We start from the raw sequence: 11,450 nt of genomic DNA on the forward strand, positions 1-11,450 counted from the left end.
GACGGTGGCTGCGGCAGGTTACTCCTTGCCGTAGACGTTGTTCTCCTGCTCGCGGACCCGGATAAAGGTGGTGCGCTTGGTGAGCTCCTTGAGCTGGCTGGCGCCGACATAGGTGCAGGTGGATCGCACGCCGCCAAGGATGTCGCGCACGGCGTTCTCGACCGGGCCGCGGTAGGGCAGCAGCACCGTCTTGCCCTCGGAGGCACGGTACTCGGCGACGCCACCGGCGTGCTTGTCCATGGCGCTGGAGGAGCTCATGCCGTAGAACTTCATGAAGGGGGCGCCATCGACATCCACCACCTCGCCGCCGCACTCCTCGTGGGCCGCCAGCATGCCTCCCAGCATCACGAAGTCGGCGCCGCCGCCGAACGCCTTGGCCACATCACCCGGGCAGGTGCAGCCGCCGTCACCGACGATCTGGCCGCCGAGGCCGTGGGCCGCATCGGCGCACTCTATGATGGCGGATAGCTGCGGATAGCCGACGCCGGTCTTGACCCGGGTGGTGCAGACCGAGCCCGGGCCTATGCCCACCTTGACGATGTCGGCGCCGGAGAGGATCAGCTCCTCCACCATCTCGCCGGTGACCACGTTGCCCGCCAGGATGACGTGGTTCGGGCAGGCTTCACGGATCTTGCGCAGGAACTCGACGAAGTGCTGGGAGTAGCCGTTGGCCACGTCCACGCAGATGAAGCGCAGTGCCTCGGACATGGCGAGGATCTGGCGAGTCTTGATGAAGTCCTCTTCCGAGGTGCCGGTGGAGACCATCACATGGCCGAGCAGGGCCGGATCTGTGTCGTTCACGAAGGCTTGCCACTGCGCGAGGCTGTAGTGCTTGTGTACCGCCGTCATCATCTCGAAGCCCGCCAGGGTGCGCGCCATGGCGAAGGTGCCGACGGTGTCCATGTTGGCGGCGATGACGGGCACCCCCTGCCACTGGGTCCGGGTGTGCTTGAAGGTGAACTGGCGGGTCAGGCTGACCTGGGAACGGCTCTTGAGGGTAGAGCGCTTGGGACGAAACAGGACATCCTTGAAACCGAGCTTCAAGTCTTCTTCGATACGCATTGCAAATTCCTTATTGAGCCTTGTGAACGTCACTTTGCAGTGGCTTATTTTCGGCAGGCACAAAAAAACCGCAGGTTTTCAAGGCCTCCGGTTTACAACAGTCTAGGCAAAAATCCCGCCAGAACAAGACTGATAATTCGCTCATCATTGTGGTAGCCTTTGGCGTCACAACCCGAGGTTGGCCACCAGCTTCATCCAGCACCTCGCCATGGCCCCTCTCTCCCCTCTTTATTGCCCCTGCCTCAGAGTCAACGGCTGTCGGATCCCCCATGCCGTGAACGCCAGAAGCCCGGGTTCTGGGCGCCTGAGCCGCGTTTGTCAGTTGACAGGGGCCTGCGTGCTGCCCACTCTGGCGCAGAGGGCCAGCGTGGGCCCGCTTCGACGAGGAGAACACATTGTCCGTATCACACAAAGCCGGCTGGTTGCTGCTGGCCAGCCTCTGCCTCTCATCGGGCGCCTGGGCCGCCCCCACCGTCTATGGCTGGATAGAGAAGGGCGTGCTCATGCCCGGTGGGGTGGCGGTCAAGATGAAGCTGGATACCGGCGCCCTCACGTCCTCGCTGGATGCACGGGAGCTGCACCACTTCAAGCGTGACGGCAAGCCCTGGGTGCGCTTCACCCTGGCACTGACCGATGCCAACACCGACAAGGAGGTGCGCCAGACCCTGGAGCGGCCGGTGGAGCGCAGCGTGACGGTGCGCGGCGCCGGTGGCATGGAGGAGCGCCCCACGGTCACCATGTCCATCTGTGTCGGTGACAAGGTCTACAAGGAGTGGTTCACCCTGCGGGATCGCAGCGACATGATCTATCCCGTGCTGCTGGGTCGTCGCCTGCTGGCGGAGCTGGGGCCGGTGGACTCTTCCCGCACCTTCACGGTGCAGCCGAGCTGCGGCTAGGAAGGCCGCGTTGGGATCATCTATGGTGCGCGGGGGCTTGGGCCCCCGCGCTTTTTCTTTGCTGAGGCCTGCGCCACCTATGCCGGGCGCGGCGGGGCGGGCAGCAGCACGCTCACCTCAAGCCCCCCCTCTGGCCGGTTGTGGATGTCGAGATCCGCGCCGTGCAGCTGCACTATGCGCTGGACTATGGCCATGCCAAGGCCCACCCCGTCCCCCTGCTGGGGGTTGACCCGGAAGAAGCGCTCGCACAGGCGCGACAGGGCGGCGGTGGGGATGCCGGGGCCGTTGTCCCGCACATCCACCCTGACCCTGTTGCCCTCCTGGCTGATCACCACGGCGACCTCGCCGCCCACCTGGGTGTAGCGCAGCGCGTTGTCGATGAGGTTGCCAAACATCAGCTCCAGCAACATGGCCTGCCCCATCACCTGCAGATGCTCGTCCCCCTCCAGTGAGAGCTGCAGATCCTTCTTCAGGGCGATGGGGGCCAGGGTGGCCAGGGTGCCCTGCAACAGCAGACTCAGATCCAGCTTGCCGAGCGCGGGGGCCTGCTGGTTGTCGATGCGGGCCTGGGTCAGCAGCTGGCGGATCAGGCGGTCGCTGCGATCGAGCGCCAGCAGCATCTTGCGCAGTGCCTGCTCCCGGCTCTGCTCATCCTCGGCGGCCAGGGCGTTCTCGCTGTGGATGCGCAGCACCGCGAGCGGGGTACGCAGCTCGTGGGCCGCCTCGTTGGTGAACTGTTTCTCCCGCTCTATGGTGTCTGCCAGGGTATGCATCAGCCGGTTGATCTCCGCCACCAGGGGCGTCAGTTCCTCGGCCTTGATGGCCAGGTTGAGCGGGCTCAGGTTGGCGGGATGGCGCTCCCCTATGGCCTGGGTCAGCTGGTGCAGCGGGGCCAGCCCCCGGGTGACCAGCCACCACAGCAGGGCGAGCAGAAAGGGCAGGGTGATGAAGAGCGGCAGCATGGTCAGGGTGGCCATCTTGCTGGCCAGCTCTCCGCGCTCGTCATCCCGCTCCGCGACGATGAGCCAGGTGTGTTCATCCTCGTTGTAGAGGGTGAAGGTGCGCCACTCGTGGTGATCCTTGGTCTCGCTGCCGAAGCCGCGCTCCAGGGTGGCCAGGGGCTGACTCGGCGCATTGGGTGAGCGCAGCAGTATGTTGCCCTGCTCGTCGAGCAGCTGGAAGGTGAGGTTGCGCTCGAACTCGTGGCCGTAGGGGGTGAACTCGTTGTCCCGCCCCAGCTGGCTGAAGCTGCGCTTCTCCTGATGGGGGTCGTCGGGCACGGCCTGCTCCCACTCCTGGTAGACGGCCCCGTTGCTGGGCAGCTCGCCGCGCTGCTTCAGATAACGGCTGAGCAGCTGGTTGGTGATGCGGGCGGACTGGGCGAGACGGGCATCGAACAGCTCCTCCATCTCGTGGTTGGCCTCCAGGTAGCCGATGAGGCCGCTGACGGCCAGGCTGACGCTGACCAGGGCCAGGATGCCGGAGAGCAGGAAGCGGCGGATGGAGCGGACGCGACTCATCGGGCGGGCATCCCTCTGCTGCCCGGGGTATCTGGCTGCGGCACTATGTAGCCGACGCCGCGGATGTTGCGGATGAGCTCGGGGAAGAACTTCTTGCGCAGGTGGTGGATGTGCACCTCCACCGCATTGCTCTCGGCCCCCTCGTCCCAGCCATAGAGGCTCTGCTGCAGCTGATCCCGGCTCAGGACCCGGCCGCTCTGGGTGATGAGCTCCTGCAGCAGCTTGTATTCGTGGGGGGTCAGCCTGACCACCTCCCCCTGATAGGTGACCTGCTGGGACTCGGGGTAGATGAGGATGTCGCCATACTCCAGCACCGCCTGGGCCTGCCCCTTGCTGCGGCGCACCAGGGCGCGCAGGCGGGCGTTGAGCTCCTGCAGGGCGAAGGGCTTGACCATGTAGTCATCGGAGCCCGCATCCAGCCCCAGCACCCTATCGTCCAGGGCATCCCGGGCGGTGAGGATGAGCACCGGCAGCGTCTGCCCCTCCCGGCGCAGCTTGCGCAGCAGGCTGATGCCGTCGATGTCCGGCAGGTTGAGATCCAGGATTAAGGCGGCGAACTCCTCGCTCTTGAGCACCGACAGGACGGGCAGCCCCTGCTGCAGCCAGTCCACCGTGTAGCCGCTGCTGCGCAGGGCATCCACCATGCCATCCCCCAGCATCACATCATCTTCCACCAACAGGATCCGCATTGTTCTCTCCCTCAAATGACGCTGCCCACCAGTATGCAAGTTGGTGGGCAGAGTTTAAATAGCGCACTGATCTGCTTGCGTTTATAGCTTGGCGAGACGCTCGCGGATTTCCGTCCTGCGCCCTTCGTCCGCCAGCTCGCGGCCCGGTCTGGCCGGGGCGGCCAGGGCCTTGTCCAGGTAGCGCTTCGCCTGGGCCTTGTCCCCCTGATCCAGCAGGAAGTCGCCGTAGAAGAAGTTGGGATCGATGCCGTTGGGGTTGATGGCGAGCGCCTGCTTGAGCAACTGCTCGGCCTTGTCGTCATCCCCGAAGCCGACCGGCCAGCCCGGCACCTGGTAGTAGAGCGAACCCAGGCTGGTGTAGGCGGAGCCCTCCAGCGCCTTGGGATCCTGCTTGATGGCGATCTCCAGCCTGGCCTTGGCCTCCTTCACCAGGCTGAGGGCCCCGAGGCCGCCCTTGGCGCCGGCCCAGGTGCTCTTGACGATGGCGGACCAGATCAGCAGATCGGTGCGAAAGGCCTCCTTGGCACTGGCCTGATCCGCCTGGGCGCTCAGGGCCTCCAGGCAGCTCTCCTTGGCCTTGCCGGTCTCCTGATACTGGCAGTGGGCCCACTGCTGCTGAATGGTGGGCAGGGCATCGGCGGCCTGAACCAGGCTGCTTGCCAGGGCGAGCAGCAGGAGGCTGTGACCAAATCGGGGGCGCAAAGTGGCGTGTTTCATCTCAATGTTCCTTCTCGTTCGTGGCACAGGTGGAGTTGTCCCCGTGATCTGTGGCCAGGGGGGCGGGGTGGCGGGCATGGCGTTCGATGACGGGCAGCTGTCTGGCCAGCGCCTGGTCGACCAGGGCGGGTAACAGGGCATTGAGCCGCACGAACAGCTTCTCCGGCCAGCCAAGCCAGCGGCGGCGCGTCTCGTTGCACAGGGCGATGACGGCCTCCTCGGCCACGTCCTGGGGGCTGTCGGTCCGGGTGCCGAGCTCCGCATTCATGGCGTAGGCCGCCTCGGAGTTGAGGTGGGTGCGGGTGGCGCGGGGGGCAAAGTGCAGCACCTTGATGCCGGTGCCCTCCAGCTCCCGCCCTAGGGCCTCGCTAAAGCCGCGCAGGGCGAACTTGCTGGCGCAATAGACGCTGTAGCCGGCATAGCCGATGGCCCCGAGGCTGGAGCCTATGTTCATGATGACGGCGGGCTTGCGCAGCCGGGGCAGCAGGGCGCGGGTGAGCTGGATGGGCGCCTCGATGTTGAGCTGCAGCTGGCGCGTCACCTGCTCGCCGCTCTGATCCTCCAGCCAGGCGAACTGGTTGCAGCCCGCGCTGTTGATCAGCACATCCAGCCCCTCTTCCAGCGCCGGGTGCTGCAACAGCCTGGCCCGCTCCTGGGGCGAGCCCAGATCGGCGGTCACCGTCTGATGGCGCTCCGAGTGAGGCAGCTCCTTGCGCAGGCGCTCCAGGGCGCTGGCCCGGCGTCCGTGCAGCAGCAGGTGCGCCCCCTGGGCCGCCAGCTCCATGGCCAGGGCTTCCCCTATGCCGCCGCTGGCGCCGGTGAGCAGTATGCGTTTCCCTTCAAGCTTCATTGGCAGGATCCCGTGAGCTGATGGAGCATGTCGCCATAGAGGCGGTAGACCACCCTGGCCGAGTGAATGATGGCCGCCTGATCGGCGACGTCTTCCACCCGGTTCATCAGGGACTCGAAGAACTTGAGGTGCTCCTGATCCAGGGCGCCGTGGGAGCTCAGGTAGCTCATTGCCTGGGGTGGCAGGCCCAGACCGCGCTTGAGCTGGTCCGCCACCGTCAGGGCGATGGCGACGCTGGTGCCTTCCAGCACCTGTACCATGCCGAAGAAGCCCATGGGGTTGCCGCGCTGGATCTGGTCGTAGAGGAAGGCCACCATCAGCTCGATGGGCAGGCCGGGCCGGCCGTGGCGCACCGCCTCGGCGTCACCGCCGCAGGCGCGGATGTCGCTTAAGATCCACTCCTGGTGGCCGTACTCCTCGTCGATGTACTCCCGGATGGCGCCGCGCACCCATTCGTACTCCTGTCCCAGCTTGCCGCCGGTAGCCATCAGGAGCGGCACAGTGTGGCGCACGTGGTAGTAAGCCTCTGCCAGGAAGGCGAGGTAGGTCTCCCGGCTGATGTCGCCGCGGCGGCAGGCCTCGATGATGGGGGCGTTGAACAGGTGCTCGCGCTCGCAGGCGGTGGCTTGTTGCAGGGTCTGGTAGAAGCTCATGAGGTCTCTCCTGTGAGGCCTTGGGTCAGGCATTGGTCGATCTGCCGGGAAAAGTGGTGATAAATCTCGTTGCGACGGGGGCGGCCGTTGGCGGTCAGCAGGCCGGGGTGCTGATCCAGCGCCACCGGCAGCCAGTGATGGATGCGGGCGTAGTCGGGCAGTTGCTGGTTGAGCCGGGCAATCTGCTCGGCCAGCTGGAACTGGGTGCCCGGCAGCGGCTGGATCAGGGCCACGTTGGCGGGCTGGCCGTCACCGAAGATCACGATGCGGGCGATGGCCGGGCAGAGCTGGGCCTGGGCCTCCACCCATTCGGGGGAGAAGTTGCGGCCAAAGGCGGTGATCTGCACGTTCTTCTTGCGCCCCGTGATGTGGAGAAAACCATCCTCGTCGATCCGCCCCAGATCACCGGTGGCGATGAGCGGGATGGCGGGCGCCTCTTCCCCCAGATAGCCGAGCATGGCGCTGCCGCTCACCATGACTTCGCCGTCGGCGGCGATCGATACCCGGCAGTGGGGCAGGGGGCGGCCGACGCTGCCCGGACGGTCGGCGTCCGGGCCGTTGAGCGCCACGACAGAGCCGCATTCCGACAGGCCATAGCCCTCATAGACAGGGAGCCCCAGGGCGCGGGCATGGGCGATGAGCTCGGGGGCCACCTTGCCGCCACCGACGGCGACGAAGCGCAGCCCCTTGAGCCGCTCGGCCAGGGCCGGGGTATTGGCGCACAGCGCCAGCAGCAGGCGCAGCAGCTCGGGCACCAGCACCAGGCTGTGGCTGGGCCAGCGTGCCAGAGCCTGGCCCAGCATGGCCGGGTTGAGGGTGCTGGAGCCGGTGAAGCCAAGCTCGCCGAGGGACGGGATGCGGCTGCAGGCGCCGGTGAGCAGCGGCACGTACAGACCGGTCAGATTCTCCAGCAGGGTGGCCAGGGGCAGCAGGGTCAGGTGCTGCTCGACCCGGGCAGGGGCGACCCGCAGGGCCAGGGACTCGCAGACCGAGGTCATCTGGGCAAGGGAGAGGCAGACCCCCTTGGGCTGGCCCGTGGTGCCCGAGGTATAGGTGATCTTGGCGGTGCCCGCCGGTAGCTCGGGCAGGCTGGCCGGGATGCGGCGCCACAGGGGCAGCGCCTGTTCATCCGGCCTGCCCGTCATCAGGATGAGGGGGGCGGCGGCCTGCCAGCCCTCATGCTCGGGGCCCACCAGGGCATCGGCCCCGCTGCTCTCCAGCAGCCATGACTGCTGGGCCGGGCTGAAGAAGTGGGGCACCGGGATGACCACTATGCCGGCCCGGGTGCAGGCCAGATCGATCAGCGCCCAGGGCAGGCCGTTGTCGAGCTGCAGTGCCAGGCGGCGAATGCCGGCTTGCCGCAGGCGGTCGGCCAGGTGCTGGATCTGCTGCCACAGGGTCTGGTAATCCAGCTCCCCCTGGCTGCCTTGCAGCGCCGGTTGGTGCGGCGTCAGGCTGGCGTGGCGGGCGATAGCGTCGAACAGGCTCATTGGGCGCACCTCTTGTCATGGCCAGCCTGGTTAAAAAGCATGGGCATGGGCCCCAGCAGGTTGAGCAGCAGGCTGCTCTGGGCGAGCACCTCGCGCCCCTGGTTGATGTCCCCGGCCATCACCTTGGGCTGGCAGCGGTAGTACTCCCCCCATGCGCTGGCGTCTTCCCCCACCTGATAGGCCTGGGCGGGGGCCAGCTCCACCGGGTTGAGGCGCAGCCGGGCAAAGCTGTTGCGCAGTTTGGCGGTGCCGGTGAACACCACGTAGTCGAGGGCGTTGTCGCACAAGAGCCGGCACAGGGCGGCAAACATCAGGCGGGCATTGCCCGGCTCGCTGCAGGCCAGGTTGCCCACTTCGATGATGCGGCTGCGGGCCGGACGCACCCCGAGGCGGGTTTCGATGGCGGCCTCGATGGGCTGCTCCAGATACTGCTCCAGATAGAGGGGCTGCTCGCCCTCACCGTTGCAGGCCTGGTTGAGGCCGCAGGCGCCGACCAGCACCCCATCGGCCCGGTAGAGCCCGAGCAGGCAGGGCAGAAAATGGGGGATGCGGGCGTTGAATTCGAGGGTGTAGGCGGCCTGGATATAAACTTGCAGCGCCATGACCTGCTGCGGGGAGTCGGCCAGGATCAACCTGTAGGGGGCTTGGATCTCTATGGTCATGGTTGGCTCCTTCTCTTGGGATGGCTTGAGAGTAAAAGGGCAAACTTAAGAAACCCTTAAGGAGTAAAAAAAGTTGTCAGGGAGGCGGCGGGCAGGCAATCTGCGCGGCTGTCACCCAGGAGGATCCGTCATGTCATCAAGCGCCAGCTGCCCCCTCTGCTCGGCTCGCCACAGCTACCCCCTGCCGGTGGCGGGCAAGCGCTATCACCGTTGTCTGGACTGCGAGCTGGTCTGGCTGGATGAGGCGGATCACCTTGACGAGGGCGCCGAGAAGGCGGTCTATGACGGGCACGACAACCAAGTGGACGATCCCCGTTATCGCGGTTTTCTGATGCGGGCCTTCGGCGAGGTGCTCTCCCGGGTGAGCCCTCCTGCCAGCGGCCTCGATTTCGGCTGCGGTCCCGGGCCTGCCCTCATCGCCATGGGGCGGGAATCGGGCTTTGATATGGCGGGTTACGACAAGTTCTATGCCGACCAGCCCGAGCTGCTCACCCGTCGCTACGATTTCATCACCAGCACCGAGGTGATAGAGCACCTGGCCGCTCCCCGCGCCGTGCTGGACGGGCTCTGGGCCTGCCTCAACCCCGGCGGGGTGCTGGTGTTGCAGACCCAGCGGGTGCTGGGGGACGAGCGTTTCAAGAGCTGGCGCTACCGTCACGATCCGACCCACATCGTCTTCTTCGCCGAGGCCTCGTTCCGCGCCCTGGCGGCCCGCTGGCAGGCGCAGCTCGAGTTTCCCCACGCCGATGTGGCCGTGCTCGTCAAACCCTGAGACGGGCGTTTTCATTTGGCCATGAGTTGGGCATGCTGGTGGCCTGAAACCCAGGAACGGATGCCCCTATTTCCATGTCGATCCCCCATTTGTCATTGCAAGACGCCCGCCACCTGCAACTCGCCGCCCAGGGGCTGCTGACCCCGCGCCGCGCCAAGGCTTCTCCCTCCGATCTGCTGGCCTGCATCAGGCGCATGGCGCTGCTGCAGATAGACACCATATCTGTGGTGGCCCGCAGCCCCTATCTGGTGCTGTTCAGCCGGCTCGGCCATTACGATCCGCGCTGGCTGGAGCAGTTGCTGGCCGATGGCGAAATCTATGAATACTGGGCCCACGAGGCCTGCTTCGTCCCCCGGGAAGATTACCGGCTGCTGCGCCATCGCATGCTGGATCCCGCCGCCATGGGCTGGAAGTTCTCCGCCCAGTGGCTCAAGACCCACGGCGGCGAGATAGAGCAGATAGTCGAGCGCATTCGCCGGGATGGCCCGGTGCGGGCCAGCGATTTCGAACGCAAGGAGGGCAAGGGCAACGGCTGGTGGGACTGGAAGCCCGAGAAGCGCCACCTGGAGGTGCTGTTCACCGCAGGGCGCCTGATGGTGCGCGAGCGGCGCAACTTCCAGCGGGTCTACGATCTCGCCGAGCGGGTCATGCCTGAGTGGAACGACGAGCGGGATCTGCCGAGTGTCGAGCAGGCCCAGCGGGACATGGTGCGGGCCAGCTGCCGGGCGCTGGGGCTGGTCAAGACCGGCTGGGTGGCGGATTACTACCGGCTCAAGCGAGGCAAATACGATGCTCTGCTCCATCAGCTGGCGGACGAGGGGGAGCTGTTGCCGGTGCGGGTGGAGGGGTGGCAGCACGGCGCTTTCGTTCACGCCTCTCTGGCCGATGAGCTGGCCCAGGCCCAGGCTGGCAGCCTCAAGGCGACCCACACCGCCGTGCTCTCACCCTTCGATCCCCTGGTGTGGGATCGCAAGCGTGCCAGCGAGCTCTTTGGCTTTGACTACCGCATCGAGTGCTACACCCCGGCCCCCAAGCGCCAGTACGGCTACTTCGTGCTGCCCCTGCTGCATCGCGGCAAGCTGGTGGGCAGGATGGACGCCAAGGCCCATCGCAAGGAGGGGGTGTTCGAGGTCAAGAGCCTCTATCTGGAAGACGGGGTCAGGGTGACGCGCACCCTGGCGCAGGATCTGGAGAAGGCGCTGCAAAAGCTGGCCGACTGGCACCAGACCCCGACCCTGAAACTTGGCGCCATCCCCGCGCCCCTGCTGGCCCTGTGGCCAACGCCGGGCCCTTAGCCCGCCGCTGCATATCAGCCAAACAAAAACCGGGCACTGGGCCCGGTTTTATCATCTGTTGCTGGCAACTTAAGGATTACTGGAGCACCAGCACCATCAGCAGGCCGACCGTGATGGCGGACACCAGGAAGGCGAAGCCATAGAACACGTAGTGGTGCAGCTTGGTGGTGTGGATCCCCAGATCATGCAGGCCGTGGTAGATGCGGTGCATGCCGTGCCAGATGGGCAGGGCTATGATGACCAGCAGGATGCAGGCACCCCACCAGGAGCTGGCGAAGGCGAGCACGCGCTCGTAGCTCATGGTCTCCACGTCCATGATGCCCATGGGCACCAGCAGACCGGTAATGAGGACAATCACCGGCAGCAGCATGGCAACCACCATGCCACCGGCACCAAAGAGTCCCCAGTAAATGGGTTCGTCAGAACGTCTCATCATTAATCTCCTCAAGCCACGATGATCAGGATCAGCAGGGATACCGCCGCCAGTGCCACATACTGGGCAATGACGATTGGCTTCTCCGGCACCAGGTCTTCGCCACGGAAGATGCGCATGGCTTTCGGGGCCAGTGCGAACCAGGTCTTGGCGTGGAACAGGCAGGCGGCCAGGGCGATGACGTGGAACAGGATGGCGATGGGGCTCTGCAGGGACTCCAGCCAGCCGTTGAACGCCTCCTGACCTTGCACCAGACGCATCAGACCCCACATCAGCACCACGGCGTAGATGGAGACGAAGATGCTGGTGCCTTCGCGGATCATGTAGCCGGTGTAGAAGGCATTCTTCAGCCACCAGTCTTTCTTCATCTCGCGCACGTAGGGCTTACGTTTGCTCTCTGTGTTGTTCATG

13 protein-coding genes are annotated in these 11,450 nt (G+C 65.8%); 3 read left to right on the top strand and 10 right to left on the bottom strand.

All coding sequences use genetic code 11. The features are described 5' to 3' along the window. Positions 1-18: 18 nt before the first annotated feature. Positions 19-1,062, bottom strand: a complete 1,044-nt coding sequence (locus HB860_RS03405) for a GMP reductase (RefSeq protein ID WP_247625743.1) — start codon at positions 1,060-1,062, stop codon at positions 19-21. A 395-nt stretch (positions 1,063-1,457) separates the two neighbouring features. Between HB860_RS03405 and HB860_RS03410 the strand changes: the two genes are divergently transcribed. Then, positions 1,458-1,958 carry an ATP-dependent zinc protease family protein gene (locus HB860_RS03410; protein ID WP_139435768.1) on the top strand — a complete coding sequence of 167 codons (501 nt, stop codon included), beginning with the start codon at positions 1,458-1,460 and terminating at the stop codon, positions 1,956-1,958. A gap of 77 nt (positions 1,959-2,035) precedes the next feature. Here HB860_RS03410 and HB860_RS03415 read toward each other — a convergent pair whose 3' ends face one another. The 7 genes from HB860_RS03415 to HB860_RS03445 all read right to left on the bottom strand — a co-directional run bounded on the left by HB860_RS03415 (position 2,036) and on the right by HB860_RS03445 (position 8,539). After that, positions 2,036-3,478, bottom strand: coding sequence for an ATP-binding protein (locus tag HB860_RS03415; protein WP_247625744.1), 1,443 nt, complete (start codon positions 3,476-3,478; stop codon positions 2,036-2,038). Further along, positions 3,475-4,167 carry a response regulator gene (locus HB860_RS03420; protein WP_247625745.1) on the bottom strand — a complete coding sequence of 231 codons (693 nt, stop codon included), beginning with the start codon at positions 4,165-4,167 and terminating at the stop codon, positions 3,475-3,477. Before HB860_RS03420 ends, HB860_RS03415 begins: the two co-directional genes overlap by 4 nt. A gap of 81 nt (positions 4,168-4,248) precedes the next feature. Further along, positions 4,249-4,884, bottom strand: a complete 636-nt coding sequence (locus HB860_RS03425; protein WP_139435762.1) for a tetratricopeptide repeat protein — start codon at positions 4,882-4,884, stop codon at positions 4,249-4,251. Position 4,885: 1 nt separating this feature from the next. Continuing rightward, entirely contained in the window at positions 4,886-5,734 is an 849-nt protein-coding gene (locus HB860_RS03430) for an SDR family oxidoreductase (RefSeq protein WP_247625746.1), read from the bottom strand. Then, positions 5,731-6,387 carry a TenA family transcriptional regulator gene (locus HB860_RS03435; RefSeq protein ID WP_247625747.1) on the bottom strand — a complete coding sequence of 219 codons (657 nt, stop codon included), beginning with the start codon at positions 6,385-6,387 and terminating at the stop codon, positions 5,731-5,733. The genes HB860_RS03430 and HB860_RS03435 overlap by 4 nt, the downstream gene beginning before the upstream one ends. Then, a complete protein-coding gene (locus HB860_RS03440; protein ID WP_247625748.1) occupies positions 6,384-7,877 on the bottom strand; it encodes an AMP-dependent synthetase/ligase in 1,494 nt (497 codons plus the stop codon). The genes HB860_RS03435 and HB860_RS03440 overlap by 4 nt, the downstream gene beginning before the upstream one ends. Beyond that, on the bottom strand, positions 7,874-8,539 hold the full coding sequence (locus tag HB860_RS03445; RefSeq protein ID WP_247625749.1) for a thermostable hemolysin: 666 nt from the start codon (positions 8,537-8,539) through the stop codon (positions 7,874-7,876). Before HB860_RS03445 ends, HB860_RS03440 begins: the two co-directional genes overlap by 4 nt. Before the next feature lie 130 nt (positions 8,540-8,669). Between HB860_RS03445 and HB860_RS03450 the strand changes: the two genes are divergently transcribed. After that, positions 8,670-9,311: a class I SAM-dependent methyltransferase gene (locus tag HB860_RS03450; protein WP_247625750.1), complete on the top strand. Its 642-nt coding sequence runs from the start codon at positions 8,670-8,672 to the stop codon at positions 9,309-9,311. Positions 9,312-9,385: 74 nt separating this feature from the next. Then, complete coding sequence (locus HB860_RS03455; protein ID WP_247625751.1) at positions 9,386-10,606, top strand: winged helix-turn-helix domain-containing protein; 1,221 nt, start codon at positions 9,386-9,388, stop codon at positions 10,604-10,606. A 76-nt stretch (positions 10,607-10,682) separates the two neighbouring features. On the opposite strand, the gene frdD is transcribed toward HB860_RS03455, so the two are convergent. Both frdD and HB860_RS03465 read right to left on the bottom strand, forming a co-directional pair. Next, positions 10,683-11,039 (bottom strand): fumarate reductase subunit FrdD, encoded by a 357-nt coding sequence (frdD, locus tag HB860_RS03460; RefSeq protein WP_025326128.1) that lies wholly within the window; start codon positions 11,037-11,039, stop codon positions 10,683-10,685. Positions 11,040-11,050: 11 nt separating this feature from the next. Beyond that, a complete protein-coding gene (locus tag HB860_RS03465) occupies positions 11,051-11,449 on the bottom strand; it encodes a fumarate reductase subunit C (protein WP_139435736.1) in 399 nt (132 codons plus the stop codon). Position 11,450 lies beyond the last annotated feature (1 nt).

The organism is Aeromonas genomosp. paramedia (assembly GCF_023093515.1).
Lineage (GTDB): Bacteria > Pseudomonadota > Gammaproteobacteria > Enterobacterales > Aeromonadaceae > Aeromonas.